This is a genomic window from Nonomuraea sp. NPDC050202 (genome assembly GCF_040656115.1).
GTDB lineage: Bacteria > Actinomycetota > Actinomycetes > Streptosporangiales > Streptosporangiaceae > Nonomuraea.
The window spans coordinates 144677-169999 of record NZ_JBFALF010000006.1 but is presented as its reverse complement, the minus strand read 5'-3'; the positions used below and the strand labels follow the sequence as shown (position 1 = coordinate 169999).

29 protein-coding genes, 1 tRNA gene and 1 pseudogene are annotated in these 25323 nt (G+C 70.0%); 14 read left to right on the top strand and 17 right to left on the bottom strand.

Going from position 1 to position 25323, the window contains the following annotated elements:
- Positions 1 to 13 precede the first annotated feature (13 nt).
- Positions 14 to 592 carry an NAD(P)H-dependent oxidoreductase gene (locus tag AB0I79_RS19760; RefSeq protein ID WP_357874775.1) on the bottom strand — a complete coding sequence of 193 codons (579 nt, stop codon included), beginning with the start codon at positions 590 to 592 and terminating at the stop codon, positions 14 to 16.
- A gap of 87 nt (positions 593 to 679) precedes the next feature.
- On the opposite strand from AB0I79_RS19760, the gene AB0I79_RS19755 reads away from it, so the two are divergent.
- The 3 genes from AB0I79_RS19755 (at position 680) to AB0I79_RS19745 (ending at position 2747) form a co-directional block, all read left to right on the top strand.
- Positions 680 to 1033, top strand: coding sequence for a helix-turn-helix domain-containing protein (locus tag AB0I79_RS19755; RefSeq protein WP_357874772.1), 354 nt, complete (start codon positions 680 to 682; stop codon positions 1031 to 1033).
- A complete protein-coding gene (locus AB0I79_RS19750; protein ID WP_357874769.1) occupies positions 1030 to 1482 on the top strand; it encodes a MarR family transcriptional regulator in 453 nt (150 codons plus the stop codon). The genes AB0I79_RS19755 and AB0I79_RS19750 overlap by 4 nt, the downstream gene beginning before the upstream one ends.
- Positions 1483 to 1598: 116 nt before the next feature.
- A complete protein-coding gene (locus AB0I79_RS19745) occupies positions 1599 to 2747 on the top strand; it encodes an MFS transporter (RefSeq protein ID WP_357874766.1) in 1149 nt (382 codons plus the stop codon).
- Here the strand turns inward: AB0I79_RS19745 and AB0I79_RS19740 are convergent.
- On the bottom strand, positions 2736 to 3194 hold the full coding sequence (locus AB0I79_RS19740) for a hypothetical protein (protein ID WP_357874763.1): 459 nt from the start codon (positions 3192 to 3194) through the stop codon (positions 2736 to 2738). The two genes, AB0I79_RS19745 and AB0I79_RS19740, sit on opposite strands and share 12 nt — an antisense overlap.
- A 182-nt stretch (positions 3195 to 3376) precedes the next feature.
- Between AB0I79_RS19740 and AB0I79_RS19735 the strand changes: the two genes are divergently transcribed.
- The 3 genes from AB0I79_RS19735 (at position 3377) to AB0I79_RS19725 (ending at position 5400) form a co-directional block, all read left to right on the top strand.
- Positions 3377 to 4507 (top strand): S1 family peptidase, encoded by a 1131-nt coding sequence (locus AB0I79_RS19735; RefSeq protein WP_357874760.1) that lies wholly within the window; start codon positions 3377 to 3379, stop codon positions 4505 to 4507.
- Between the two features lie 147 nt (positions 4508 to 4654).
- Entirely contained in the window at positions 4655 to 5032 is a 378-nt protein-coding gene (locus AB0I79_RS19730; RefSeq protein WP_357874757.1) for a VOC family protein, read from the top strand.
- 2 nt (positions 5033 to 5034) lie between these two features.
- The gene (locus tag AB0I79_RS19725) at positions 5035 to 5400 is read left to right on the top strand and encodes a VOC family protein (RefSeq protein WP_357874754.1); all 366 of its coding nucleotides are present in this window, start codon (positions 5035 to 5037) and stop codon (positions 5398 to 5400) included.
- 102 nt (positions 5401 to 5502) lie between these two features.
- On the opposite strand, the gene AB0I79_RS19720 is transcribed toward AB0I79_RS19725, so the two are convergent.
- The 7 genes from AB0I79_RS19720 to AB0I79_RS19690 form a co-directional block, all read right to left on the bottom strand.
- Positions 5503 to 6162, bottom strand: coding sequence for a YoaK family protein (locus tag AB0I79_RS19720; protein ID WP_357874751.1), 660 nt, complete (start codon positions 6160 to 6162; stop codon positions 5503 to 5505).
- A 50-nt stretch (positions 6163 to 6212) separates the two neighbouring features.
- On the bottom strand, positions 6213 to 7220 hold the full coding sequence (locus AB0I79_RS19715; protein ID WP_357874749.1) for an aldo/keto reductase: 1008 nt from the start codon (positions 7218 to 7220) through the stop codon (positions 6213 to 6215).
- 249 nt (positions 7221 to 7469) lie between these two features.
- Complete coding sequence (locus tag AB0I79_RS19710) at positions 7470 to 8066, bottom strand: hypothetical protein (protein ID WP_357874746.1); 597 nt, start codon at positions 8064 to 8066, stop codon at positions 7470 to 7472.
- Positions 8067 to 8182: 116 nt separating this feature from the next.
- Positions 8183 to 8506, bottom strand: coding sequence for a helix-turn-helix domain-containing protein (locus tag AB0I79_RS19705; protein ID WP_357875319.1), 324 nt, complete (start codon positions 8504 to 8506; stop codon positions 8183 to 8185).
- Between the two features lie 985 nt (positions 8507 to 9491).
- Positions 9492 to 9629, bottom strand: a complete 138-nt coding sequence (locus tag AB0I79_RS19700; protein WP_357874743.1) for a hypothetical protein — start codon at positions 9627 to 9629, stop codon at positions 9492 to 9494.
- 357 nt (positions 9630 to 9986) lie between these two features.
- A tRNA-Ser gene (locus tag AB0I79_RS19695) sits at positions 9987 to 10076 on the bottom strand.
- 173 nt (positions 10077 to 10249) lie between these two features.
- Complete coding sequence (locus tag AB0I79_RS19690; protein ID WP_357874740.1) at positions 10250 to 10813, bottom strand: YceI family protein; 564 nt, start codon at positions 10811 to 10813, stop codon at positions 10250 to 10252.
- 97 nt (positions 10814 to 10910) lie between these two features.
- Here AB0I79_RS19690 and AB0I79_RS19685 point away from each other — a divergent pair, with 97 nt between their 5' ends.
- Positions 10911 to 11432, top strand: coding sequence for a MarR family transcriptional regulator (locus tag AB0I79_RS19685; protein WP_357874738.1), 522 nt, complete (start codon positions 10911 to 10913; stop codon positions 11430 to 11432).
- Here the strand turns inward: AB0I79_RS19685 and AB0I79_RS19680 are convergent.
- Entirely contained in the window at positions 11401 to 11898 is a 498-nt protein-coding gene (locus AB0I79_RS19680) for a SigE family RNA polymerase sigma factor (protein ID WP_357874735.1), read from the bottom strand. The genes AB0I79_RS19685 and AB0I79_RS19680 overlap by 32 nt on opposite strands.
- 218 nt (positions 11899 to 12116) lie before the next feature.
- Between AB0I79_RS19680 and AB0I79_RS19675 the strand changes: the two genes are divergently transcribed.
- Both AB0I79_RS19675 and AB0I79_RS19670 read left to right on the top strand, forming a co-directional pair.
- The gene (locus AB0I79_RS19675) at positions 12117 to 13058 is read left to right on the top strand and encodes a hypothetical protein (RefSeq protein ID WP_357874732.1); all 942 of its coding nucleotides are present in this window, start codon (positions 12117 to 12119) and stop codon (positions 13056 to 13058) included.
- 5 nt (positions 13059 to 13063) lie between these two features.
- Positions 13064 to 13855, top strand: a complete 792-nt coding sequence (locus AB0I79_RS19670; RefSeq protein ID WP_357874729.1) for a MauE/DoxX family redox-associated membrane protein — start codon at positions 13064 to 13066, stop codon at positions 13853 to 13855.
- 103 nt (positions 13856 to 13958) lie between these two features.
- On the opposite strand, the gene AB0I79_RS19665 is transcribed toward AB0I79_RS19670, so the two are convergent.
- A complete protein-coding gene (locus tag AB0I79_RS19665; protein WP_357874726.1) occupies positions 13959 to 15140 on the bottom strand; it encodes an ATP-binding protein in 1182 nt (393 codons plus the stop codon).
- A gap of 234 nt (positions 15141 to 15374) precedes the next feature.
- On the opposite strand from AB0I79_RS19665, the gene AB0I79_RS19660 reads away from it, so the two are divergent.
- The 5 genes and pseudogenes from AB0I79_RS19660 (at position 15375) to AB0I79_RS19640 (ending at position 19181) form a co-directional block, all read left to right on the top strand.
- The gene (locus tag AB0I79_RS19660) at positions 15375 to 15881 is read left to right on the top strand and encodes a SigE family RNA polymerase sigma factor (protein ID WP_357874723.1); all 507 of its coding nucleotides are present in this window, start codon (positions 15375 to 15377) and stop codon (positions 15879 to 15881) included.
- The gene (locus AB0I79_RS19655) at positions 15878 to 17047 is read left to right on the top strand and encodes a hypothetical protein (RefSeq protein ID WP_357874721.1); all 1170 of its coding nucleotides are present in this window, start codon (positions 15878 to 15880) and stop codon (positions 17045 to 17047) included. The genes AB0I79_RS19660 and AB0I79_RS19655 overlap by 4 nt, the downstream gene beginning before the upstream one ends.
- 11 nt (positions 17048 to 17058) lie before the next feature.
- On the top strand, positions 17059 to 17517 hold the full coding sequence (locus AB0I79_RS19650; RefSeq protein ID WP_357874718.1) for a MaoC family dehydratase: 459 nt from the start codon (positions 17059 to 17061) through the stop codon (positions 17515 to 17517).
- A gap of 40 nt (positions 17518 to 17557) precedes the next feature.
- Positions 17558 to 17905 (top strand): annotated as a pseudogene (locus AB0I79_RS19645) (sigma factor); the annotation flags it as partial.
- 115 nt (positions 17906 to 18020) lie between these two features.
- Positions 18021 to 19181, top strand: coding sequence for a hypothetical protein (locus AB0I79_RS19640; RefSeq protein ID WP_357874715.1), 1161 nt, complete (start codon positions 18021 to 18023; stop codon positions 19179 to 19181).
- Here AB0I79_RS19640 and AB0I79_RS19635 read toward each other — a convergent pair.
- The 6 genes from AB0I79_RS19635 to AB0I79_RS19610 form a co-directional block, all read right to left on the bottom strand.
- Positions 19171 to 19419: a hypothetical protein gene (locus AB0I79_RS19635; RefSeq protein WP_357874713.1), complete on the bottom strand. Its 249-nt coding sequence runs from the start codon at positions 19417 to 19419 to the stop codon at positions 19171 to 19173. The two genes, AB0I79_RS19640 and AB0I79_RS19635, sit on opposite strands and share 11 nt — an antisense overlap.
- Positions 19416 to 20933, bottom strand: a complete 1518-nt coding sequence (locus AB0I79_RS19630) for a radical SAM protein (protein ID WP_357874710.1) — start codon at positions 20931 to 20933, stop codon at positions 19416 to 19418. Before AB0I79_RS19630 ends, AB0I79_RS19635 begins: the two co-directional genes overlap by 4 nt.
- Complete coding sequence (locus tag AB0I79_RS19625; protein ID WP_357874707.1) at positions 20930 to 21667, bottom strand: prolipoprotein diacylglyceryl transferase family protein; 738 nt, start codon at positions 21665 to 21667, stop codon at positions 20930 to 20932. Before AB0I79_RS19625 ends, AB0I79_RS19630 begins: the two co-directional genes overlap by 4 nt.
- Before the next feature lie 5 nt (positions 21668 to 21672).
- Positions 21673 to 21951 (bottom strand): hypothetical protein, encoded by a 279-nt coding sequence (locus AB0I79_RS19620; RefSeq protein ID WP_357874704.1) that lies wholly within the window; start codon positions 21949 to 21951, stop codon positions 21673 to 21675.
- 1257 nt (positions 21952 to 23208) lie between these two features.
- On the bottom strand, positions 23209 to 23850 hold the full coding sequence (locus AB0I79_RS19615; protein ID WP_357874701.1) for a response regulator transcription factor: 642 nt from the start codon (positions 23848 to 23850) through the stop codon (positions 23209 to 23211).
- Positions 23851 to 23955: 105 nt separating this feature from the next.
- A complete protein-coding gene (locus AB0I79_RS19610) occupies positions 23956 to 25230 on the bottom strand; it encodes a histidine kinase (protein WP_357874699.1) in 1275 nt (424 codons plus the stop codon).
- Positions 25231 to 25323 lie beyond the last annotated feature (93 nt).

Sequence of the window (25323 nt, the reverse complement as noted above, 5' to 3'; positions counted from 1 at the left end):
CCCGCAGCGTAGCTCAGGCCGCCGGCTGCCGCATCGCGCCCAGCACGCCGCTGTACCTGGCCAGCTCGGCGAGCATGGCGTCGGCGCCGGCGTCCATGACGTCGTTGGGGCGCAGCGTGCCGTCCTCGCCCAGGTGCTGCGGCACGAACGGGATGATCACGCCTTCCAGCAGCGGGACCATCTTCAGCGTGCTGACCACGTGACGCAGGGCGGCCACGGCCCGGGTGCCGCCCGAGACGCCGCCGTAGCTGACGAACCCGGCCGGCTTGTGCTGCCACTCGTGGTGCAGGTAGTCCAGGGCGTTCTTCAGCACGCCGGGGTAGCTGTGGTTGTACTCGGGCGTCACGAACACGTACGCGTCGGCCCGGTCCACGGTGGCGCTCCACTCCTTGGTGTGGGCGTTCACGTACTGCTTGAGCCTGGGGTGGTACGGCTCGTCCAGGAACGGCAGCTTCACCTCCGCCAGGTCGACCAGCTCCACCTCGAAGAGCCCCGAGGCCACGGCCTTGCCGTGCACCCAGTCGGCGACCGCGCGGCCGGCGCGGCCCGGTCGGGTGCTGGCGACGATGACCTGAAGGACGGGCTTGTCCATGACTGCTCCCATGCGTGGCGATGTGCGATAACTCCTCAACATTATTGAGTAACTACAGATTTCTTAGCAAACGCTAGACTGTGGGGCATGAGCCTTGACCAGGTCTGCACCCGCTTCCACATCGCCTTAGAGCTGATCGGCGCCCGCTGGAGCGGAGCCGTGATCCACATGATCTTCAAGGGCGCCCACCGTTACGCCGACGTCAAGGCGGCCATCCCCGGCATCAACGACACGATGCTGGCCAGGCGCCTGCGCGAGCTGGAGTCCGCCGGCCTGGTCGAGCGGCGGGTGCTGGCCACCTCGCCGGTACGGGTCGAGTACCACCTGACCGAGATGGGCCAGGAGCTGCGCCCCGTGCTGGACGAGCTGGTGAAGTGGTCCCACAAGTGGATCCCGCTCCCCCACGAGGAGTCCGACAGCACTGTTACTTTGGTGTCGTGATCGCCCTTGGCACGCTGATGCGGCACGTGCACGAGCTGATGGACGGCGCCGTCGCCGGCATCTACGCCGAGCACGGCCTGCCCGACTACCGGCCCCGCTACTCCCCCGTCGTGCGCACGCTGGTGGCGCGGGGCCCGCTCGCCATCCGCGACCTGGCCAAGGAGATCGGCGTGACCCACTCCGCCGCCAGCCAGACGGTGGTCCAGATGCGCCGCAGCGGCTTCGTCACCCTGGAGAAGGGCACCGACGCCCGCCACCGCATCGTCCACCTCACCGACCGGGCCCGCGCCGCGCTCCCCCTCATCGAGGCCGAGTGGGCGGCCACGGAGCGAGCCGTACGCGAGCTGGACGCCGAGCTGCCCGTGCCGCTGGAGCAGCTCATGACGGCCACGCTCCAGGCGCTGGAGCGCCGGAATTTCCGCGAGCGCATCGGGGACGTCAACGTCTAGACTCGCTCACATGACCTGGCGACATTGATCCATAACCAGGGGCCGGCGCGGGGCGCGCGGGCCTCCGAGATGACGGCAAGCACTCGGAGTCCCCACTCGTCCCCCTGGAAGGCCTCATGCTTGTCGTATCGCTGTACGTCTACGCGTTCCTCAGCGAATTCATCCTGATCTACCCGGTGTACGCCCTGCTGTTCACCGACACCGGGATCTCCGTCGCCGAGGTCTCCTCCCTGTTCGTCATCTGGTCGGTGACGGGCATGGTGCTGGAGGTCCCCTCGGGCGCCTGGGCCGACACGGTCTCCCGGCGGCTGCTGCTGTTCCTCGGCCCGCTGCTGAGCGGCCTGGGCTTCGCCCTCTGGGTGCTGTTCCCCTCCTACTGGGTGTTCGCGGCCGGGTTCGTGCTGTGGGGCGCCGGGGAGGCGCTGATCTCCGGCGCGTACGAGGCGCTCGCCTACGAGGAGCTGGAGCGGCGCGGCCACTCCGGCAGGTACGCGGCCGTCATGGGCCGCGCGACCGCCCTCGGCCTGGCCGGCAGCGCGTCGGCGATCGGCCTGGCCTCGCCGGTGCTGGCGGCCGGCGGCTATCCCGCCGTCGCCGCGGCCAGCGTGCTGGCCTGCGTCCTGTGCGCGGCCACGGCGCTGACCCTCCCCGATCACCGCACGCCGGCCGCCGCCGGGGGCCTGGGCTACCTGGAGACCCTGCGCGAGGGGATCGGCCTGGCCCGGGCGGATCGGGGCGTGCTGCGCGCGATGCTGCTGGTCGCGTTCGTGACGGCGATCTGGGGCGCGCTGGAGGAGTACATCCCGTACCTGGGGGCGGAGACGGGCGTGGCCAAGGCCACGATCCCGCTGCTGATCCTCCTGGTCTGGGTGGGCGCCACGGCCGGCGGCCTGCTGGCGGGCCCGGCCGAGCGCCTGCGGTCCCGCGGGTACGCCGCGCTGCTCGGGCTGGCGGCGCTGGCCATGGCCGCGGGCGCGCTCAGCGGGCACCCCGCCGGGTTCGTGGCGATCGCGCTGGCCGTCGGGGCGTTCCAGCTCGCCCAGGTGCTGGCGGACGTCCGGTTGCAGGAGCGCATCACCGGCCCGGCGCGCGCCACCATGACCTCGGTGGCCGGCCTGGGGACGAACGTGGTGACGCTCGGGGTCTACACCGCGTACGGGACGGCGTCGTCCCAGGTGTCGCACGGGGCGACGTTCGCCCTGCTGGCGCTGCCGTACCTGGTCATCGCCCTGGTGACGGCCCGGGCGCGCCGGTCAGTAGCGTGACGGGATGCGCTTGGGCAGCGGCGGCGGCTCGGGGACGACCTCCTCCTCGGGCTCCGCAGGCGGTTCCGGACGCGCGGCGCCCCGCCAGCGCGCGGGGAACACCGAGGCGGCCAGCAGCACGCAGGCCAGGGGCAGGGCCCAGGTCCCGGCCAGCCTCGCGTACGGCTCGGCGTACTCGGCGGGCACCAGGCCCGCCACCGGAACCACCGGCACATACGCCAGCCCCGCCACGACGGCCAGCGCCAGCCCGGGCACCAGCGATCCGATCGGCGAGATCCGCGACCCGGCCAGGACACCGACCAGGACCATCGTGGCGCCGAGCGCGGCGGCCGCGATCCAGGCGGCCAGGGCCCGGCCGCTGGCGAAGTAGAGAAGGCCCGCCGCGATCAGCGGTGTGGCCAGCAGTCCTGCGCCGGCGCCGAGCAGATGACGAACACCATTACGCACAGAGAACACCTCCAGCCACGGCACCTTACCCACCCATCAGCGCCTGCGCCTTAAAGGCTGAAAATTTCATATTCAAGTCGGAGGCCGTAAAGGGTCCATAACACCGAAATAGTGCCCGTTTGGTATCTAACAGGGACCGAAGCAACCGTTAGCTTGACAGCACCCCCACCCGAGGAGTGCACATGTTGAGTAAACGCTGTGCGCTGGTAGGCGGCGCCATCCTCGCCGTCTGCCTGGCCACCCCCCTCAGCACGGCAGCAGCCGACACGGCGCCACAAGCCGCCGCGCCTCCCACCGCACCCCCCTCCATGATCGACGCGCTCGAACGCGACCTGGGCCTCTCCGAGGCGCAGGTCATCACTCGCCTGGCCAACGAGGAGCGCGCCGCCGCCGCCGAGGCGAGCCTCACCCCCGCACTGGGTGACACGTTCGGCGGCGCCTGGCTGAACGACGACGCCTCCAAGCTCATGGTCGCCACCACAAACCCGGCGGCCGCACCGACCATCGAGGCGCAGGGCGCTCAGCCCGTCGTGGTCCAGCGTTCGCTGACCCAGCTCAACGGCATCATGCAGCAGCTCGACCGGGCCCCCAGGCGGGTCTCGGCCGCGGCCTCGCTCTGGTTCGTCGACGTCAAGGCCAACACCGTCTCCGTCCAGGCTCCCACGGTCGAGGCCGCCGAGGCCCTCGTCGCCGCGGCGGGCGTGGACAGGAACGCGGTCGTCGTGTCGGCGACGGCCGAGCGGCCGACGACGTTCATCAACATCATCGGCGGCGCCGCGTACTACATCGGCTCCAGCCGCTGCAGCATCGGCTTCTCCGTCACCCGCGGCAGCACCCCCGGCTTCGTCACCGCCGGGCACTGCGGCCGGGTCGGCTCCAGGACGACCAACCCGACCGGCACCTTCCAGGGCTCGTCCTTCCCGGGCAACGACTACGCCTGGGTGGCCGCTCCCGGTAACACGCCGACGCCGTACGTGCGCGGCTCCGGCGGCGCGAACGTGACCGTACGAGGCTCCACCCAGGCCTCCGTCGGCGCGTCCATCTGCCGCTCCGGCTCGACCACCGGCTGGCGCTGCGGCACCATCCAGCAGCACAACGCCACCGTCAGGTACGCGCAGGGCACCGTCACCGGCCTGACCCGCACCAGCGCGTGCGCGCAGCCCGGCGACTCCGGCGGCTCGTTCATCTCGGGCAACCAGGCCCAGGGCATGACCTCCGGCGGCTCCGGCAACTGCAGTGTCGGCGGCACGACGTACCACCAGCCGGTCAACGAGGCCCTGGGTGCGTACGGCCTCACACTCACCACCGGCTAGCCGGCTCTCGATACCGCGCGGCGCGTCCTTCCCCGGGCGCGCCGCGCTCTTTTCTTTTCGTCCCGCTCCGAACTCTCTTGTCCCGCACCGATGACTTCCGGCCGCCGGCCTGGTCTGCACATCGAGGAAAAGAGAAAGGAACTCGCGATGAAGCGACCCGTACTCGGCAGCCTGCTGCTGTCCAGCACCGACCCCGAGCGCCTGAGCACCTGGTACGCCGCCGCGCTCGACCCGGGCGAGACGAGCGACGTCAACGGGTACCGGGTGCTCAAGTTCGGGGAGTTCTTCCTGTTCATCGACACGCGGACGGACGTGTCGGACAAGAATCCGGAGCCCGGAAGGGTCATCCTGAACTTCGACGTCGAAGACGCCCGCGCCGTCGCCACCCGGATGGAACGAGCGGGCACGCAGTGGCTGGCCGAGCTCGAGGACCGCGACGGCAGCCTGTTCGCCACCGCGATCGACCCGGACGGCAACTACGTACAGATCATTCAGCTCAGCGAGGAACACCGGCAGGGGATGTGACGATGCTCGACACCAGCAAGGCGTTCAGCGGATTCTCGGTGAACGACGTCCAGGCCGCGAAGAAGTTCTACGGCGAGACGCTGGGCGTCCGCGTCTCGGAGGAGCACGGGATGCTGACCCTGCACCTCGGGAGCGACGTGCTCGTCTACCCCAAGGGAGCCGCTCACGCGCCGGCCACGTACACCGTCCTCAACTTCCCCGTCGAGGACATCGACCAGGCGGTGGACGAGCTGGCGGCGCGGGGCGTGCGGTTCGAGCGTTACGACGGGATGGAGCAGGACGAGCGCGGCATCGCCAGGGGCGACGGCCCGCCGATCGCCTGGTTCACCGACCCCTCGGGGAACATCCTGTCGGTGCTGCAGCAGTAGCGCCTCGCGGGCCCGGCTCCTCCTGCGCCAGGGGCCGGGCCCCCTCCGTGGCCGATACCCCATCCAGCCGCCCCCGCGCCCCATGAACCCCCGCCCGGGATCTCACCGGCCGCGTCTCGCGGACCAGGCCCACCAACCCGCCGCCACCGCCACCGCGACCGGAGCGATCAACGGCGCCGCGGGCTCGTACAGCCGCAAGGCCAGCGCCGCGATCGCCGCACCCGCCGCAAGCGCCAGCACCACCCCGAGCGGCCGCCCCACCCCACCGCCCTTGTCCTGACCGCTCCCGGGGCTCCGCGAGGCGAGCACCTGCCCCGCCAGCCCCGTCACCGTGCCCGTCACGTACGTCGTGGACAACCCGGACCCGCCGGCCCAGCGCGTGACCGCACTCTGCAGCCCCATCGCCACCGCCGACCCCGCCACGAGCGCGGGACGCGGCACCTGCTCCGCCCACCCCACGGCGATCCCGGCGAGCAGCACCAGCTCCAGGCCCAGCGCGGCGGCCGGGCCCCGCACCGCGCCGCCGGCAGCCCTCCGTCCGACCAGGAGGAAGCCCGCCGCCAGCCCGGCGCAGAACCCGGCGAATGCCAGCCCGGACCCCATCACGTGCGCCGTACGCCCGTAACCCACCGCCAGACCGAGCAGAACGACGTTCCCCGTCATGTTCGCGGTGAACACCTCGCCGAGCGCCAGAAAGCTCAGCGCATCGACGGCCCCCGCCGCGAGCGCCAGGCCGAGCACCGAGAACCGCGCCATCCGCATGCTTCAGGCACTATATCGATCACTCCCTGTGATCGCCCCATGCTCCGGCGTCAGGCACCGGCGGCGTCGAGGCGGCCGAGCTGTTCGCCCGTGAGCTTGACGTCCAGCGCCGGCAGCGCCGCCTCGTACTGCTGGAGCGTGCGCGGCCCGATCAGCGGCACGATCGCCGGTGAGGCCTGGTGCATCAGCCACGCGAGGACCAGCGCGTTCGGCGTCACACCGACCTCGGCGGCCACCTCTGCGAGCGTGGCCAGCCGGGCCTCGGCATCCGGCCCCTCGTACGCCCCCATCGCCCCGTGACCCTTGCGCTTGGCCGGGTCGTCGTAGATGCCCTTGAGGATCGGGGAGTACGCCACGAGAGTCAGGTCGTCGTGCGTCTCCAGGTAGTCGAGCTGCTCGTCGTCCACGATGGACAGGTGGCGGAGCCCGGCGCGGCGCCGCAGGTAGGAGTGCTGCTGCTGGAGCGCGACCGGCGCCGGCCAGCCGTGCTGGGCGCACAACTGCCGGATCCGCTCCAGCCGCCAGGTCCGCACGTTGGACCAGCCGATGTAGCGCGCCTTCCCTGCCTGGACGATGCCGGCGAGCGCCTCCAGCGTCTCCTCCAGGGGCGTGGCGCGATCGTCGACGTGCACGTAGTACAGATCGACGTGGTCGGTGCCGAGCCGCCGCAGGCTGCCGTCGATCGCATCCCGCAACGTCTTCGCCCCGGCCCCGACGAAGTTCCGGTACGCGGCGCCCCAGTCGGGCCGGCCGTCGGTCCAGACCAGGTCCAGGTCCCGCACGACGGCGCTGCCCTTCGTGGCCAGGAACACGTCCTCCCGCCGTCCGGACCTGGCCAGCCAGCGGCCGATCAGCTCCTCGCTCTCCCCTCCGTAACTGCCCTGGTTCTCCCACCAGCAGTAGCAGTCGGCGGTGTCCAGGAAGTTGCCGCCGGCCTCCACGTACCGGTCCAGCATCGTGACGGCCTCGTCTTCTGGTGTGACGGTACCCATGATCATGCACCCGAGGGCGAGCTGGCTGACCTGTTCGCCGGTGCGGCCGAGCTGTACGGTCTTCATGCGAATTCTCCTGTCGTCGATGGCGTCAGAAGCTGGATGAGCAGCGGGAGGCGCTGCGAGGCACCTCCTGGACGTCGGCCCGCTGCGGAGCCGTGTGGCCGCCGGCCCCGACGAGGGCGGCGTTCCACCGTGCCACCGACGCTAGAAGCTCGAGTGCGCTCCAGGTCAAGGGTGTCCGCCGGCGGACGGTCCAAGGGCCGTCCCGCTGAAGCGGAGCGCGAGAAGAGAACGGATGGGCACGACGGCCGCTCAGGCCCCATTCCAGTTGTCGATGACGATGACGGGCGCCTCTTCCACATCCAGCCATTCGGCCTCGATGCCCATACCGGTGGACGCCTCGATGAATGCGAACGCCGCAGCCCGTTTGCCGCTGTAATCCTCCGGGTCGAGGCTGTCGAGCATGGCCCGGAACTCGGCCAGAATGCTCGGATCACCCTCTTGAAGGGCGTGCTCGACGAAGACAAAGTCGCGCATCCGTGCCCGGATCTTGCCGTCGGCTGCGTAGAGGATCGTGTATCCCCCGTTGAAGTGCCAGGTCGTCATCCACACGCGTGCGTCCTTGCTGAGCTCGCCGAGGATGTGGTCAGGCGTGGCGAAGCCATGGGAGAACTCGAGAAAACCGCAGGCTCCTTCACCCCGGTAGGCGAAGAGCACGGGCAGTTCCTCCTCGCAGGCCTGCTCCCTGGGGTACGCCATGATGCGTTCCTCGGGATCACGGCCTCCGTTCAGCCGCCACAGGAGATCGTCCACCGTGATCTCTTCGTCAAGAGGTTGCACCACGGTCCAGCAGAGCGCGTCCTCGAACCACTGCTGCCCGCTGAACAGACTGCGGTAATGATCGATCACGAGATCATTGTCGAGGAGGCGGAACCGCCCAGTGCGCCGAACCGCCCCACGTGGCGCCGTGCGCCCAGGCGAGCGGTGTGGCCTGGCCCACGGAGTCGGAGACCAGGCCGGCGGTGTCAGTCCCCAGCCGCGCGCTCACGTTCGTATTCGGCGTTGATGCGCAGCGCCTCGGCGAGCTGGTCTTCCAAGATGATGATCCGGCAGGCGGCTTCCACGGGAGTGCCCTGATCGACGAGTTCCCGGGCACGCGCGGCCAGACGCAACTGGTAGCGGGAGTAGCGGCGGTGGCCGCCGCTGGAGCGTTTCGGCTCGATCAGATGGGCGGTGCCGAGAGCTCGCAGGAACGTAGGGGTGACGCCGAGCATCTCAGCGGCCGCACCCATGCTGTAAGCGGGGTAGTCCTCATCGTCGAACCGGTCTTCGGCCGTACGTTCGGCCATTGTTTCCGTAATCCTGCCGCGAGCCAGCGTGTCACCCTCGGCAGCCGAGCGACGTTGATCCATGCATTCCTTTCCCGAACACGCGCACAGGGGGCCCCGGCGCCTGTTGCGCCGGGGCCCCGAAGAGTTCAACACCATCTACCGGCCAATCGGCCGGCTTACTGTTTACCGCATCCGCCGTACTGAGCGGCGGTGATGCGCGGATCGCGGATGCGTGACCGTAGACCACCTTCCAATCCCGTGGAACTGCGGTACCCGAGCGGCGAAACTCAGCCGGCAACGGGCGATCCCGATGGCGTCAACACTCCCTTCATCTTTCTCTTCCGGACCACTGTCCAACTCGAACCTTCAGCAGCGCGTCCACGATCTGGGCCCCTTACCACTGCGCTGGCCCGTCACGTCCGACCTTCTGCCGACCAACTACTGACTTCATTCTGCTGCGGGCAGTTCGTCGTGGTGCTGGTGTTGCTGCCCGGTGGATCCGTTCCTTGCGATGTCACAAACACTAGCGCCATCGAACGCGAATGTCTACTACGGCGATGACAGATTTTCGGTACGCGCTAACACCGCCTTCCGGCGTAGCCGTCGAGACACGTCGCCGAGCGGAGGCGTACCTCGACGGCCCGATCGGACGCACCGAGAACAGGAGGGCAGCGGGAGGCCACCCTCAAGCAGGCCGGCGCACGCGACACCCGCCGCACCACCGCAACCCTCCCGATGACAGGGCCTCAACATCCGCGTCGTCCAGGAGGTCCTCGGCTACACCCGAGCCGCCGAAGGAGGTCCGCAACCGCATGGACCGAGTCCGCAGAGATCAAAAGAGCCCGCGCAGCTACTGCCGAGGGTTGACGACAAGGCATCTCGCCCAGCACCGCCCTTGTCCTGCGCTCGTCTTGAGGCAACGGCGACGAGGCGATCAGGCTTCCACCTCAGCCACCGACCGACCGTCTGGGGGCCGTCGCAGTCATCTCGGAGCCGGAGGCGCCTATTTACGGCCGCGCAGCAGCGTCACGGTCAGCCAGATGACAGTTGGAAGGAGGAGCAGGATTACGGAGATACCGCTCACGAGGAGAAGGGCGTCATCGCTCGACGGTGAGTAGATGAGGGCGTCATCGTCGTTCACGGTGTGACGGTATCGAAGGATACGAGCGGTGTCGTGTGGAAGCGCCCCAAGTACGGGCGCACGCGAGAACGGCCCGCAGGCCGCGTTGCGGACTCCTACGAGCCCACATGAAGCTCAGAACGCCGGACGCCTCACGGCTGGGGATGAGTACACCGATCACGATCTGGTTCTCACAACGCACCTCGCCGGCCCGATCGAACGCACCGAGGACAGGACGCAGCGGAAGACCCTCCCCAGACAGGCAGGCCGCGACGCCCAGGGCCCCAGGAGCACCCCCTGACGGCCAACTGCAACCTTGGCCCTCCTGGAAGACCAAGAGGCCCTCTTCCCGTTGACGGGGAGAGGGCCTCTCACGTGCGGAGGATCGGGGATTTGAACCCCGGATGGGCGGTAAACCCAAACCGCATTAGCAGTGCGGCGCCATAGACCTGACTAGGCGAATCCTCCAGGAGCCACCGCGGCTCAGCACAGCGTACCGGCCTTCTGGCGAGGCGGCAAAGCGATAACCGCGGCAGTCTTCACCAAGAGTTATCAACAGCCTGTGGGTAACCCCCTGTGGACGAAGCCCGCCCAGAGCTGGGACGGGCTTCGGGCCTGTGGATAACCTACCGCGACGGGCATCAGGCGGCCGGGTTGGCCTCGCCCTCGATCTCGATCTTGATCTTCTTGCCCACGAGCACCCCACCGGTCTCCAGCGCCTGGTTCCAGGTCAGGCCGAACTCCTCGCGGTCGATCTCCGTCTTGATCGAGAAGCCCCAGACCTCCTGGCCCCAGGGGTTCGTGCCCACGCCGCCGTACTCGACCGCGAGCTCGACCTCCTTGGTGACGTCGCGGATGGTCAGGTTGCCGGCGACGACGAACTCGTCACCGGAGTGACCGACGACGCGGGTGCTCTTGAAGGTGATCTGCGGGAACTTCTCGGCGGACAGGAAGTCGTCGCTGCGCAGGTGGCCGTCACGGTCGGGCACACCGGTCGAGATGCTGTCGGCCTGGATCGAGAGCTCGGCGCCGGACTCGAGCGGGTTCTCCGCGATCGTGACGGAGCCGCTGAAGGCGCCGAAGTGGCCGCGGACCTTGCTGACCATCATGTGCTTGACGACGAAGCCGATGGTGGTGTGGGCGACGTCGAGGTTGTACGTGCCGGCGGCCGGGATGGTCAGGGACTCCCAGGTGCGGGTGGTCATCGGGGTTCTCCTCAGAGAGTAGCTGTTGCGTGGATGTCTGCGGCAACAACTTTCTACATGAGGAATATTCCGCACGTCAACTAACGTCGGCTAAGGTATGAGCGTGACGAACTTCGACGACTCCCGGCTGACGGCGATCGGACTGCTGACCGAGGTCCACTCCGGGTTGATGAGCCGGTTCCAGCCGGTCCTGAACGCCGCGGGGTTGTCGGAGATCGACTTCGAGACCGTCATCCGTTTGGCACGTTCCCCGCACCAGCGGCTGCGGATGAGCGATCTCGCCGCGCAGACCCAGTTGTCCACGAGCGGCGTGACCCGGGTCGTCGACCGGCTCGAACGCGAGGGGCTGGTCAGGCGCGAGTCGTGTGCCAGCGACCGGCGGGCCTCGTACGCGGCCCTCACCGACGCGGGCCGGGAGCGGCTGGAGTCGGTGCTGCCCGATCACCTGCGCGACATCGAGGAGTGCTTCACCGGGCTGCTGGGCTCCGATGAGCTGGAGACGTTCCTCAAGAGCCTGCGCAAGATCAGGGACGTCGTACGCCCGTGCGCCACCGCCGGCGCCGGTTCCGCGGCGGAAGGCTCGTGCCCTACTGAGAGGGAAGTGCCAGCGCGGCCCTGAGCTTGGCCATCGCGCGCGACACCGTGCTCTTGACCGTGCCGACGCTGATCCCGAGCTTCTTGGCGATCTCCGGCTCGGTCATGTCCTCGTAGTAGCGCAGCACGATCGCGGCCCGCATGCGCTCCGGGAGCTCCCGCAGGGCCTGTTCGAGCGCCTCGTGGAGCTCCGACGACGTGACCGGGTCGCAGGTCACCGGCTCGGGCAGCTCGTCCGACGGGTACTCCTCCAGCTTGCGCCGCCGCCACTGCGAGATGTTGATGTTCACCATGGCCCGCCGCACGTAGCCGTCCAGGGCGCCCCGGTCCTCGATCCGCTCCCAGGCCTGGTACGTCTTGGTCAGCGCGCTCTGCAACAGATCCTCCGCGTCCAGCGGATGCCCGGTGAGCTGATGGGCCGCGCGCAGCAGCGCGGGGCCGCGGGCCATGACGTACTCGCGGAACTCGTCTTCCCAGCTGGTGGTCTGCATCGTGGCCAGAATCGCAGCCTGATGCCCTATTGGGCCTGAACCGCAATTCAGGTTTCGGCCCGCCGAGGATAAAGGTCCGTCAAGGTCGGTGGTGGTTTGTACGCCGCCGTAGGTGAAGGCACTTCCCCGGGGATGCGTATTTTGCTCTGTTCTGGGCCACTACGGTGTGAGCCGCCCCCAAGTCATGTGAATCTAGTACCCGAGCGAGGGAGGGGCGGATGGGGTATCCGAGCGTTGAGCGCCGCCGGGTGCTCGCCGCGGCCGCGCTCGGGCGCGAGAGCGGCGTTCCCGGCCCCGATCCGGGCGACGGCGAGCCGCTGCGCGCCGTGGTGGGCGAGGTGCTGGACGTCAGCCCGCACCTGATCACCATCGAGACCCCCGCGGGTGCCGAGGAGCGGCTGGTGATCGCCCCCTGGGCCACCGCCTGGCACGGCGCCGAGGTCGCCCCCGCCGGTCTGCCCATCGGCGCCCTGGTGCTGATGCGCGCGCTGCGCGACGGCCGCGTGATCGAGCGGATCTGGGCCGACACCACCCGGATCACCGGGACGATCCTGTCCATCCAGGGCCGCAGGGATCTGACGGTCGAGCTCGACTGCGGGCCGCACCGCGGCCACCGTACGGTCGTCGTCCCCTACCGCTCGTCGGGCCGGCTGCAGGTGCGTCATCCCAAGTTCGAGCCCGGCTACCTCTTCGACGCGATCGGCGTCAGACGCGACGGGGCGAGCCTGGCCCTGCTGCCCGCCACCTCGCAGCCGCCGTATCCGGCGCGTTCCGTGCCGCCCCCGTCCCCGGTCTACAAGCAGGCGCGCATCGCCGGCACGGCCACCTGGTCGGACACGTTCGACGAGGAAGAGCGGGGTGCGGCCTACCCCATGCTGGAACGTGCCGACACCGGCTGCGCCCAGGCGGGCGTGTCGTGCGCGGGCCTGCCGTACCTCTCGGTGGGGTCGTTGCTGCAGGTCAGGAACGTGTGCTCGAACCGGTCCGCGAACGTGCCCGTGGTCGCGTGCGGGTGCGTGGCGGGGCGGTTCTGCGACCGGTGCGTGGAGTGCGACACCTCGCCGCGCGGCCGGATCGCGGAGTTGTCGCCGTCCTCCTACGTGGAGCTCGGCGGCGAGCTGGTCAAGGGATGCTTCAACGCGCAGATCGGATTGGGGTGAGGCTCGTGCTCGACTCGCAGCTCCCGCTCCTGATCGCCATGCTCGTCCTGGGCACGGTGGCGAAGGTGGTCACCGTCGGCTCCGGGCGTGAGCCAGGAGCGCTGGCCAGGCTGGGGCCGGCGGTTCTGGTGCCCGAGCGCATCCAGGCCCCGGCGCTGCTCGTGTGCGCGGCGGGTGAGCTGGCGCTGGCCGCGGGGCTGCTGCTCACGACGCATCCGCTGTTCCGGTGGGGCACGGTCGCGTTCTTCGCGCTGTCCACGTACGTGCTGCTGGAGCTGCGCAGGCGGCGGCCCGACGCGGGGTGCGGCTGCTTCGGCGAGGTGAGCTCGGCGCCGGTCGGGCTGCGCTCGATCGGCAGGACGGTGGCGCTGACCGGGATGGCGGCGGTGTCGGTGTGGGCGCCGGTGCCGGGCTGGGAGGCGGCGGTCGCGCCGTCGTGGCTGCTCGTGGTGGGGGTGGCGGTGCTCGCGGCGCTGTCGCCCGAGATCGAGGAGCTGATCGACCGCGTACGGTACCGCGCCCCCTGCGAGCAGCGCCGCGGCCCCGCCGAGTCGGTCGTCCTGTCGCGGCTCAGGGCCAGCGGCACGTGGCGGGCGCACCAGGGCGAGCTGGCCTCGGCCGAGCCGCACGACAGCTGGCGCGAGCTGTGCTGGCGTTTCTTCGCCTTCCGCAACCACGACGATGACGACGTCGTCTTCGCCGTCTACCTGACCGGGCGGCGCCCGGCGGTGCGGATGGCCGTGGTCAGCGCGGAGGGCAGCGCGCCTCTGCCGGAATATACGGCAGTATCGGCCTGACGCTATAGAGCCGTATACAACCCTCGACAGGCGTGGCGATATAGCTCTATTGGGCTGTCTAGCTTCCCCACTAGACAGCCCAATAGAGGTCTAGGGGCGTCGCTCAGATCGGCTGAGCGCGCAGGAACTTCCCGAAGTGCGGCACCGTGAACGCGATCAGGCCGCGCTCGGCGCTGTAGATGAGACCCTTCTTGATCAAACTGTCGCGGGCGGGCGAGAGGCTGGACGGCTTGCGCCCGAGCGCGTCGGCCACCTCGGAGGTCGGCACCGGCTCGTCGCCGATCTGCGCCATGGCGTGCATGTAGTCGCGCTCGGCCGGGGTGGCCCGCTCGTAGCGGCTGCCGAAGAACCCGACCGCCAGCTCCTCCTCGGCCTCCGGCGCGGAGACCTTGACGTCGTCGAGCGTGATCGGGCTGCGCGGGGCGAGATCCCAGGCGACCTTGCCGTAGGCCTGCACGAAGTACGGGTAACCGTCGGCCGCCTCGTAGAGCGCGTCGAGCGCCTCCTGGGTGAACTCCACCTCCTCCTCGCGCGCGGGCAGGATCAGCGCGAGGTCGGCCGCCTCCCGGTCGAGCTTGTCGATGCGCGCGTAGCGGAAGAGCCGCTCGGAATAGCTCTTGCTGGCCGACAGCACGCTCGGCAGGTGCGGCAGCCCGGCGCCCACCACGATCAGCGGCCCGCCCGTCTGCGACAGCTCGTGACAGGCGGCGCAGAGCGCGGAGACGTCGGCGGGCTGCACGTCCTGCATCTCGTCGATGAACAGGGCGATGCCCACCGCCAGGTCGGTGGCCACGCTCGCGGCGTCGACGAACAGCTCGGTGAGGTCGATCTCCAGGTCGCCCGAGTCGGCGCGCCCGCGGCTGGCCGGCACCTCGATCCCGGGCGACCAGTGGGAGGTGCCCTTGGCCGCGGCCGGGTCGCGCATCGCGAACGCCTTGAGCACGCCGAGGAACTCCTCGATGCGCTCGGGCGCGCGGTGCCGCGGCGCCAGCTCGCGGATGGCCATGTGCAGGGCGGCGGCCACCGGCCGCCTGATCGACTGGTCGGGCCGGGCCTCGATCTTGCCCGTGCCCCACAGCCGCTGCATGGCCATGGACTTGAACGTGTTGAGCAGGACAGTCTTGCCCACTCCGCGCAGGCCGGTCACGACCATGCTGCGCTCGGGACGGCCGCGGGCCACCCGCTCCAGCACGACCTCGAACTGCTGCAGCTCGCGGTCGCGCCCGGCGAGCTCCGGCGGGCGCTGCCCGGCGCCTGGAGCGTAGGGGTTTCGCACAGGGTCCACGCTCTCGGACTTTATTGCCGGATATAGCGGCCGTCTTAGATTTGGGAAGAAAGTGCTACGGCGTGTCCGAGCAGGGGCGGGCGCGAGCACCGTCATCGGACACACCCCCTCTCACCAGGCCGAACCTCTGTTCGATTGCGTACCTAGAACTGTAGCGCGGACTCGAACACTCATGCGATGGCTTCGAGTAAAGATCTTTGCAACAGCCCGGAGCCCCCGGTGCGTCCAGGAGATGTGGAGTTCGACGATTTCGTACGGGCGCGGGGCCCGGCCCTGCTCCGGTACGGCTATGTGCTCACCGGCAACGCCGACGACGCGGCCGATCTGGTCCAGGAGGCGCTGCTGAAGCTGAGCGACTCCTGGAAACGGGTGCGCAACAAGGACAGCCCGGAGGCGTACGTCCGCACGACCATGGCCAGGCAGCACATCAGCTGGTGGCGCAGGCGGCGCAGGGAGCACCTGACGGACGACCTGCCCGAGGGCTCGTACACCGACGTGCACACGTTCGGCGAGCTGTGGAAGGAACTGGCCACGCTGCCGCGCAGGCAGCGGGTCGTCCTCGTGCTGCGGTACTACGAGGACCTTTCCGACAAGGAGATCGCCGAGATCCTCGGCATCTCCCGGGGAACGGTGCGCAGCCAGGCGTTCCACGCGCTCAACGCGCTGCGCGTCAAGCCGTCGGTACGCGAGTCGGCACAGCAGTCGGTACGTCAGTCGCCGGGGAACAGGGAGCGGGCATGAGGAGCGAGGACGAGCTGATCGGCGCGCTGCGGACGGCGGGCGAGCACGCTCCCGACGGCGGCGGCGATCTGCTGGCGGGCGTGGCGCTGCGCAGGCGGCGCAGGACCCGCCGGAGGGTGCGCGTGCTGGCGGCGGCGGCCGCCGTGGTGGTGCTGAGCGTGGGGATCAGGGGCGCCGTCCTGTCCGGCGGGGGCGGGGGCGACATGGCCACGACCCCTGCTCCGGAACCGCCCGTTCCCCGGTCGGCCCCCGTGGAGGAGCTGTGGCCGGGCGCCGTCTTCACGCTGCCCGTGGAGGCGCCCGACGGCGCGCGCCGCGTCCCGATGACCGGCATCAGCCCGACGGAGGTGCTGGTCCTGGCCAGGATGCCGGGTAAGGAGGGCCGGGGCAGGCTGGAGGTGTACGACTCCGCGGCGAAGAAGAGCCGGCTGGTCGCCGAACTGCCCGGGTCACGGCAGTTCGTGATCCCGTCCCTGGCCGCCGACGGCAGGAACGTGGTCTGGCAGGTGTCCGCCGGCAAGTCCGTACGGGAGATCTGGACGGCACCGCTGGCGGGCGGCAAGGCCAGGCTGGTCACCGAACTGACCGGCAGCCGCTCCGACCTCGACGCGATCTCGGTCAACGGCGACCAGGTCATCTGGTCGGAGAGGAGCGGCGGCGTCTGGCGAGTCCCCGTGGCCGGCGGCGCGCCCGACCGCATCACCGCCACGGACGGCCTGCACCTGCTGCGATGGCCATGGGCGAGCGACGCGCCCGCGGGGCCCGACCTCGATGACCGCAACCAGACAGTGCTGGTCGACCTCACCCTCATCACCTCGCACGAGGTCGACAGCAGGCCGGGGGCGAAGGGGGTGCGCTGTGGCCCGCACTGGTGCCTCGGCCGCGGCGCCGGGGGCAGCTTCCTGCAGCGGATCAACGGAAGCGACCTGCGTGACATCGACGGTGTTTTCGGCCATCCGAAGCCGCTGTCGATGGCTCCGCTGCTCAACCGCTTCGTACCGCTGAAGCACGGCGTCCACGACGTCGCGACCGGTTCGACGGCCACGATCAAGGCCAGGACGCTGGCCCTGGGCGCGGCGGGCGAGCCCAGCACGATCCTCTACTGGATCAAGAAGCAGGGCTCGTGGGAGGTGCTGAACTTGGCAGCCGTCCCGTCCGCGCAATAGCGTTCGGGGCCATGCGGACCTTCGCGAACATCGATGAACTCAAGGCGGCCGTCGGCGAGAAGTTCGGCCCGACCGAGTGGCGCACGGTCACTCAGGAGCAGGTCAACACCTTCGCCGACGCCACCGACGACCATCAGTGGATCCACGTGGACGTGGAGCGGGCCAAGGAGGGGCCGTTCGGCGGCACGATCGCCCACGGGTACCTGACGTTGTCGTTGCTGCCGTCGTTCATGTTCTCCCTGATCAAGGTGGAGGGCATCGCGATGGGCGTCAACTTCGGCCTGAACAAGGTCCGCTTCCACACGCCGGTCCCGGTCGGCGCGCGGATCAGGGCCGTGGGCGAGCTCATCGACGTCAAGAACTCCCCCGCCGGCCACCTGTCCAGCCTGAAGATGACGATCGAGATCGAGGGCGAGAAGCGGCCGGCCTGCGTCGCCGAGACCCTCAGCCTGTACGTGCGCGCCGAATAGGCCGTGCAACAGCTGGCCGCGCGAGACGCTCCCTGGGTTCGTGGAGGAATTCGACGAGTTCGTCCGGGCCCGGGGCGATGCGCTTCTCCGGTACGGCTACGTGCTGGCCGGCAACTCCGAGGACGCCGCCGACCTCGTCCAGGAGGCGCTGGCCCGGCTGGGTGACGCCTGGCCCCGGGTGCGCCAGAAGCACGACCCCGAGGGGTACGTCCGTACGACCATGGTCCGGCTGCACATCAGGTCGTGGCGGCGGCGGCACCGGGAGGACCTGGTGGCCGCCGTGCCCGAGCGCGGCGAGCCCGACCGCTACGGCGACGCCGACCTGTGGGCCGAGCTCCAGGAGCTGCCCCGCAGGCAGCGGGCCGTGCTCGTGCTGCGGTACTACGAGGACCTGCCCGACCAGGAGATCGCCGCCATCCTCGGCGTCTCCCGGGGACCGTGCGCAGCCAGGCGGCCCGTGCCCTGGACAAGCTCCGGATCAACCGAGAGGCACGGGTGCTGCGATGAGAAGCGAAGAGGATCTCGTACTGACCATGCGGGCGGCGGCCGGGCAGGCCGGGCTGCCGACGGATCTCGCGAGCGGTGTGGCCGGCCGGCGGCGCGCCCGGCGTACCAGGAAGCGGATGAGCGTGGCACTGGCGGCCGCGGCGGTGGTGGCGCTCGCGGGCGGCACGGGGGGCACGGCGGTGGTGATGTCGGACCGGGTGCAGCCCGCGATCTCCCCGGCCGGCATCGCTCCCGCCACCGAGGTGTGGCCCGAGGCCGTGATGAAGGTGCCCGCGGACAGGCTGCCCTTGACCGGGCTGAGCGCGACCGAAGCGCTGACGTACAGGGACAAGCGGTTCGAGGTGTACGACTCGGCGACGGGCAGGACGCGCGTGCTCGGCCGGACGCCGGTGGATCCGGCGCCGGTGGCGGTGGGCACCCGGTACATCGCGTGGGCCGGGGCGGCGTTCGACCTGTGGATCATGCCCAGGGATGGTGGCGAGGCCAGGCGCGTGGGCCGGGCCGCGGCCGAGGTGTACGAGCTCGCGGTCACGGACGGCTTCCTCCTCTGGTCGGGCGAGCAGAGCGGCATCTACCGGCTGCCGCTCGCAGGCGGCGCGCCGGAGCCGCTGCCCGGCGCCGCAACGCTGCGCCTGGCCTCCTGGCCGTGGGCCCACGAGTGGGACGCCGCAGGCAACGTGACCAGGATCGTCAACCTCGAGACCGGCGGCTCCACCGGCGTGGCGGTACCCCCGGGCGCCGACCGGTGGCAGTGCGGCGCCGAATGGTGCACAGGCATGCTGGACGGCCGCCTGATCGTGCAGCGAGTGGACGGATCAGGGCGGCGGACCCTGCCGGGCATGCTGATGGGTTACGGCGTCTGGTGGCTGCTCGACGACCGGCACGCCCTGTTCCGCGTCTACGAACCGGACGTGAACAAGGCCGGCGTGCCGCTCGCCGCCGTGTACGACCTCGCCACCGGGGAGCTGGCCGGGGTCGGCGAGCGAACTCCGGGGGTCGAGGGCGGCGACGTGGGCCGGATCCAGCACTCCCCCACGCTCTTCTGGGACGCCGCCGCCCGGTTCTACCAGCACTGCGCGGACCGGGCCTGCGAGATCAGGACGCGGGGCGGCGGCGAGGAGTACACCGTGCTCAACCCGATGGCGATCAGACGATGATCGCCACCAGGGCGACCAGTCCGATGAGGCCGAGGTAGGCCAGCACGAGCCGGGTGTCCCGGAGGAAGCACTTGCTCCGGGACAGCCCCGCCCGCCGCGCCTTCCAGTACCCCGCGAACCCGAGCGCCGCGAACCCCAGCACCGCCCACGGCCCGAGCAGCCACGCCAGCAGCGCCACGGTCGCGTACACGCACAACCGGAGCGGGTCGTACGGCTGCTTGGCGGGTGTCTGTGTCACCGGGCCACCGCCGAGAGCCGCTGCCTGGACAGCTCAGGCCACGCCTGCACGGCGCAGAACGGCGCGCACTGGTCCTGCTCGGCGCGGGTGCCCACGTGCACGCAGCACTGCGTGAGCCGCTCCTCGATCATCGTCGAGATGTCCATGAACGGTTTCACCGTGATCCGCACGACCCGCTCCCCGAGCATCCTGCGCAGCTTCCTGCGCCGCCCGGGCAGCGCCGACGACGCGAGGGCGAGCAGGGTGGAGACGCCGAGGTCGCAGTTCTCGCAGATGGTCCGCCACAGGTCGCCGACCTGCGGGTGCGACAGCGACGACTGCTCGGAGAGCAGTCCGAGCAGCGACTCCTGTACGGCCAGGCGCAGCTCCTTCGGCAGCTCGGTGTCGGCGATGCGGTTGGAGACCAGGCCGAGGTTCTCCTTGAGCCGGTCGTGGCCGATCAGCGCGGTGAGCGAGCGCCACTGCCGGGCGTCGTCGCGGATGAGGTAGCCGACCGAGCAGCAGTGGGGGTGGGAGCAGGGCAGGGCGGTCAGGTCGCGCCAGGTCACCAGGCCGCCGGTCTGCGGGCCGAGCCGCTTGAGCACGCCGGTGTGGGTGAGGCGGTCGTTCGGGTCGATGGCGCCCGACCTGCCGGAGCCGAACTGGGGTTGCAGGGACACGCCGCCGACGTACGGGGTGTCGAGCGCGAGGCGTACGACGTCGCCGATCTCGCCGTCGTTCACGCCGAGGGCGGCGGTCATGACGAGGGTGGTGAAGATCTCGCGTTCGGACAGGCGCTCGATGGCCTCGGCCTTGACCCGGGTCAGGTCGCCGCCCCGGTGGTGCCTGGACGCGTCGGCCGAGGTGCCGTCGTACTGGAGGTAGACCTCGACGCGGTCCCTGTGCTCGGTGAGGAGGTCGAGCAGGGAGTCGTCCCTGGCGACCAGGACGCCGTTGGTGTTGATCAGGATGCGGGTGATCGGGCGGGCGCTCAGCTCGGCGAGCAGGGTCTTCAGCTCGGGGTGGAGGGTGGGCTCGCCGCCGCTGAGCATGAGGACGTCGAGCTTGCCGTTCTCCCGCCGCAGGCGCTGGTCGACGTTGGCCAGGACGTCGGGGACCGGGACGACTCCGGTCAGGTCGGGCGAGCTGCCGGCGAAGCAGGTGGGGCAGCGCAGGTTGCAGGTCTCGGCGATGTCCTCGAGGAGGATGCAGGTGTGCTGGGTCTGGAGCTCGGGCAGGCCTTGGAGGTAGGCGGAGGGGATCGGCGCGAAGTTGCCGATGGTGTCCGGGATGTGCTGCTTGGTGGGGGCGGTCCACTCCTCCAGATATTTCAGGATTTCTGGGTCTTCGTCGTACAGGGTGCGGATGAATCCGTGTTCGCGGCATCCGCGCTCCAGCCACACGCGGCCGTCGCGTTCGGCCAGATAACCGCTCAACCGCTCGACCCTGTCGAGGGCGCGGCCGTGGCAGCTCGGGCAGAACGCGTTGACGTACCTGAGGATGCGGTCGCCCCGCAGGCCCATCCCTGCGCTCATGTCATGACCTTTCGCTCTCGCTTGAACAGGGGGATGTAGTAGCCGCGCCGCCAGCCGTACGCGAGCCTGACGGCGAGCAGCAGCAAGCCCGGGATCAGGAACCACTGGGGTCGGGTCAGGTCCAGCCAGACCGTCTCGTTGGCCCGGGTGAACTCGACGAGGAAGCGGAAGGCGGCGTACGCGGCGACGTACAGCGTGAACAGCTCGCCCGGCCGGGTCAGCCGCTCGCGCGCCCAGATGAGCGCGGCGAAGGCGGCGAGCTGGAAGATGATCTCGTAGACGAACGACGGATGCATCGCCTGGCCCGTCAGGCAGGCGGGGCATTCGGGGGTCGTGGGCGGGGCGTGCACGCCCCAGGGCAGATCGGTCGGCCTGCCGGGCGCCTCCGTCAGGTGGCATCCGATCCTGCCCACCGCCATGCCGAGCGCCACCGCCGGGGCGAACAGGTCGCCGGTCCGCTCCCTGTAGCCGATGATCCGCTTGGCCACCAGCACCCCGACGTAGGCGCCGGTCAGGCCGCCCAGGATGCTCCGCGAGCCGTACAGCCACAGGCTCTCCAGCTGCAGCGTCTCCAGCCAGCCCGCCAGCCGCATCCCGATCGCGCCGCCGACCAGCGCGCCGGCGACGGCTACCAGTGACTGCTCGTTGAGCGCTCCGCGCCTGCGGGCCTCCCGTACGAAGACGACGGCCGCCGCCGCCACACCGAGGCCGACGAAGATCTCGTGAAGGGGCATGGCGGTCAGGCGTACAGGCTCGGGTTGATACCGGTGCAGATCCCCGCGGACAGGATCGACCACAGCGCCCAACCGATCATGAGCCCCAGCCCCAGGCCCCTGCTCCATGGTTTGCGTACGAAGCACAGCCCGATACCGGCTCCGAGCCCGACGAGCGCCAGGAGCGCCGCGCCGGCGGCGAGGTAGGGGGTGGGGCTGCCGCTGGCGCCCATGGCGGCGAAGAAGATGAAGAAGCCGATCACGGCGTTGAGGGCGCTGTAGATGCCCAGGCCGGCGAAGAGCATGCCGACGAGCATGCCTGTGGAGCTGGTGCTCGGGGGCGGGGGTGGGGGCGGCGGGGGGCCGTAGCCGCCCGCGTGGGTGTGCGGCGGGGGGCCGTACGATGGCGGGCCTGCGTGGGGCGGCGGGTGCTGGATGTGGGGCCGGCCCGCGTACGGCGGCTGCCCTTGGGACGGTGGCTGCCCTTGGGACGGTGGCTGCCCTTGGGACGGTGGCTGTCCCTGGGGCGGGGCACCTTGGGGTGCGCCCCCGTACGGCGGCTGCCCCTGCGCCTCGTATGACGGCTGACCGCCCTGAGACCCGGCATCCCCAAAGGGCGGCTGACCACTCTGAGACCCGGAACCGCCGTATGACGGCTGACCACCCTGAGACCCGGCACCCCCGAATGACGGCTGACCACCCTGGGAAGACGGCTCGCCTTGAGAGGACTGACCGGAGGGCGACTCCCATGGGAAGGCGTGCCCACGAGGCGATCCCTCGCCCGAGGGCTGCCCGGGCCCGGCGTCCGGCGGCAGGAACGACGGCCGGCCGACATGCCCACGACCTGGATCCCCGGAGTCGGCCCCTGCACCTGGACCCGGCGCCACCATCGGTCCCGGCACCCCGGACGGGGGCGGCATGATCTCCGGCTCCCCACTCGGAGGCGGCACGGCAACCGGCTCGCCACTCGGAGGCGGCACACGGACCTGCTCCCCGCCGGGAGGCGGCATGATGACCGGCTCACCGCTCGGAGGCGGCGGCAGGGACTCCGATCCCTCCTCTGGCACCGCCCCTGCCCCTGATCCCTGGTCAGGCTCCTCGGACGGCGGAGGTGGTGGCGTTGTACTCATTGGCTTGGTCTACCCCTCTAGTCATGATCAGACTAGGCATCCGCAATTGTCATCGGATCAACACCTCACCACACCCGGCCGCACACCGCACGGGGCCCTAGCCACTCCGCGGACGACAGCCCACACAGGGCCCTGGTCATACCGCACCCGACAGCCCGCACAAGACCCTCACCTCACCGCGCACAAGACCCTCGCTACAGCACACACGACAGGCCGTCGCCACAGCTCAGCCGACAACCCTGCACAGGGCCCTCACCACACCGCACACGACAGCCCGCACAAGACCCTCGCCACACCCCACACGACAGGCCGTCGCCACAACTCAGCCGACAACCCCGCACACGACCTTCGCCACACCAACCCCACACCCACGAGGCCCTCGCAACAGCCCGTCGAGCAGCCCCTCACCGCCCGTTCAACGCCAACGACGCCCTACAACCCCTCCGAGTAATAGATCGCCGCCTGCACCCGGCTCTTCAACCCCAACTTGTTCAACACCCGGCTGACATGCGTCTTGGTCGTGGCCTCCGCCATGTCCAGCTCCTTGGCGATCTCAGCGTTGGACAACCCCCGCCCGATACAAGCCAGCACCTCCTTCTCCCGAGGCGTCAACCCAGCCGCCTCAGCCGATTCCTCCCCCACCGCCCGACGCACCGACATCTGCTCAGCGAAGGCGGCGATCAGCTTCCGCGTAACCCCCGGCGAAATCAGCCCATCCCCCCGCGCCACCACCCGGACCGCCTCGATCAAAGCCTCAGCGTCAGCGTTCTTCAGCAGAAACCCGGCCGCCCCGGCGCGCAACGCCCCGAACACGTACTCATCGACATCGAACGTCGTAAGAATCAGCACATCACAAACACCGGCCAGCTCCCGGGTGGCGGAGATCCCGTCGAGCCGAGGCATCCGTACATCCATCAACACCACGTCGGGCCGCAGCTCCCGAGCCATGGCCACGGCCTGCTCGCCATCACCGGCCTCTCCCACGACCTCGATGTCATCCACCCCACCCAGGATCAGCACGATCCCGGCCCGGACCGCCGCATGATCGTCAGCCACCAGCACCCTGATGGTCACCAGCCACCTCCACCAAGCCCACTACACCTGTCACCCACCGGCCGTCCGGGGGCCTACCCGCCACACACACCTCAAGCTTGAGAACGCCTCACCTTGCCGCGCCACTCACCCACCCGGACCACCACCACCCGTCCCGAACCGAACCCCTCTCCCCGCACCACCATCGCCGAGCCGGAACCCGGCCCCAGCTTCACCATCGGAAATCCCCGAACGAGTCACGTCCACAGCGGTAGGAAGAACCGCCAGAACCCGCCACCGCCCCTCGCCACCACTCACCCGCTCCCCGTCCCACACCTCGCCGGCATCGAAGAACCCGCCGACGAGCGAAGCCCGCTCCCGCATGCCGATGAGCCCCGCCCCGGCTCCCGGCAGCTCGACTCGCCGCCCCCGTGCTCCAAGGGCGTTCTCGACGCTCAGGCAGACCTGCTCACCCTCATGAACGACAGCAACCGACACCGGCGAACCTCCATGCTTGAGCGCATTGGTCAACGCCTCCTGCAAGATCCGATACCCGGCGAGATCGACGGCCGCGGGCAGCTCCCGAGCCTCCCCCTCGACCCGGACCTCCACCGTCATCCCTGCCCGCCGCACCCGTTCGACCAGGGTCTCCGCGTCAGCCAGCCGAGGCCGCGTTGCCTCGTTCTCCCCCTCGTCGCCTTCCCGCCGCAACAGCCCGATCATGGTCCGCATCTCGGCCATCCCCTTGACGCTGTTCTCCCGTACGGACTCCATCACCTTCCGCACGGTCTCCCGGTCAAGGTCCTTACGTGAGAGCGCGGCAGTGGACTGGATGGCGATGGCGCTGAAGTGATTGGCGATCATGTCATGCAGCTCGCGCGCCATCCGCGTACGCTCAGCGGCCACGGCCGCCTGCCGGTCCAGCTCCGCAAGATGAGCCACCTGCTCGGCCCGCACCCTCTCGGCCGCGGCCCGATCACGTTGCTCCCGCAGCACCACCGCGGTGATGACAGGCGTGATGAGCACCAACCCGGCCTGCACCCCCATGACGGCCAGCATCCGCCAATCCTCTGCCAGGAACCCCGCCACGGCCCCCGCCACAACCGCCAGCACCCCAGTGACCCCGAGCAGCACCCGGGCGAACCGAGCCGGCCCATAGAGCGCAGCAGCGTAGAGATTGTCGGTGAAGACCAGAACCGTCCCCAGCGACGGCCCCACGAACCCGTCGATCACGATCCCGACCACGCCCAGCCCCAAAGAGGCCAGCGGAGCCCGCTGCCGCACCAGAACTCCCGCGCAGGTGAACGCCAACGGCACGGCCAGCACCCACGTGGGCACACCGCGTTCGAGATGGGACCCGCCCGCGATCAGCACCAGACCCACCGCGAAGGCGAGCCCGGCCCCCAGCACCACCTGCTTCATGCCCTCATCCCACCACCTCCCGCCCGCCCCTCCCTCCTACGAAGGTCCTCCTGTGGATACACCCTTCGATGTATCCACAGGCAGCGACTTATC

Excerpts from the sequence above, each read along its gene's own strand:
- AB0I79_RS19680 (WP_357874735.1), bottom strand. The coding sequence starts at position 11,898 with ATGCAGACCACCAGCTGGGAAGACGAGTTCCGCGAGTACGTCATGGCC.
- AB0I79_RS19715 (WP_357874749.1), bottom strand. The coding sequence starts at position 7,220 with ATGAAGACCGTACAGCTCGGCCGCACCGGCGAACAGGTCAGCCAGCTC.
- AB0I79_RS19625 (WP_357874707.1), bottom strand. The coding sequence starts at position 21,667 with ATGCCCCTTCACGAGATCTTCGTCGGCCTCGGTGTGGCGGCGGCGGCC.
- AB0I79_RS19640 (WP_357874715.1), top strand. The coding sequence starts at position 18,021 with ATGAGAAGCGAAGAGGATCTCGTACTGACCATGCGGGCGGCGGCCGGG.
- AB0I79_RS19720 (WP_357874751.1), bottom strand. The coding sequence starts at position 6,162 with ATGCGGATGGCGCGGTTCTCGGTGCTCGGCCTGGCGCTCGCGGCGGGG.
- AB0I79_RS19650 (WP_357874718.1), top strand. The coding sequence starts at position 17,059 with ATGCGGACCTTCGCGAACATCGATGAACTCAAGGCGGCCGTCGGCGAG.
- AB0I79_RS19755 (WP_357874772.1), top strand. The coding sequence starts at position 680 with ATGAGCCTTGACCAGGTCTGCACCCGCTTCCACATCGCCTTAGAGCTG.
- AB0I79_RS19705 (WP_357875319.1), bottom strand. The coding sequence starts at position 8,506 with ATGGCCGAACGTACGGCCGAAGACCGGTTCGACGATGAGGACTACCCC.
- AB0I79_RS19760 (WP_357874775.1), bottom strand. The coding sequence starts at position 592 with ATGGACAAGCCCGTCCTTCAGGTCATCGTCGCCAGCACCCGACCGGGC.
- AB0I79_RS19620 (WP_357874704.1), bottom strand. The coding sequence starts at position 21,951 with ATGCTCTTCGCCGGCCTGGGCATCTACAGCGCCCTCAACGCCGTGATC.
- AB0I79_RS19690 (WP_357874740.1), bottom strand. The coding sequence starts at position 10,813 with ATGACCACCCGCACCTGGGAGTCCCTGACCATCCCGGCCGCCGGCACG.
- AB0I79_RS19610 (WP_357874699.1), bottom strand. The coding sequence starts at position 25,230 with ATGAAGCAGGTGGTGCTGGGGGCCGGGCTCGCCTTCGCGGTGGGTCTG.
- AB0I79_RS19745 (WP_357874766.1), top strand. The coding sequence starts at position 1,599 with ATGCTTGTCGTATCGCTGTACGTCTACGCGTTCCTCAGCGAATTCATC.
- AB0I79_RS19735 (WP_357874760.1), top strand. The coding sequence starts at position 3,377 with ATGTTGAGTAAACGCTGTGCGCTGGTAGGCGGCGCCATCCTCGCCGTC.
- AB0I79_RS19630 (WP_357874710.1), bottom strand. The coding sequence starts at position 20,933 with ATGAGCGCAGGGATGGGCCTGCGGGGCGACCGCATCCTCAGGTACGTC.
- AB0I79_RS19685 (WP_357874738.1), top strand. The coding sequence starts at position 10,911 with ATGAGCGTGACGAACTTCGACGACTCCCGGCTGACGGCGATCGGACTG.
- AB0I79_RS19675 (WP_357874732.1), top strand. The coding sequence starts at position 12,117 with ATGGGGTATCCGAGCGTTGAGCGCCGCCGGGTGCTCGCCGCGGCCGCG.
- AB0I79_RS19730 (WP_357874757.1), top strand. The coding sequence starts at position 4,655 with ATGAAGCGACCCGTACTCGGCAGCCTGCTGCTGTCCAGCACCGACCCC.
- AB0I79_RS19655 (WP_357874721.1), top strand. The coding sequence starts at position 15,878 with ATGAGGAGCGAGGACGAGCTGATCGGCGCGCTGCGGACGGCGGGCGAG.
- AB0I79_RS19725 (WP_357874754.1), top strand. The coding sequence starts at position 5,035 with ATGCTCGACACCAGCAAGGCGTTCAGCGGATTCTCGGTGAACGACGTC.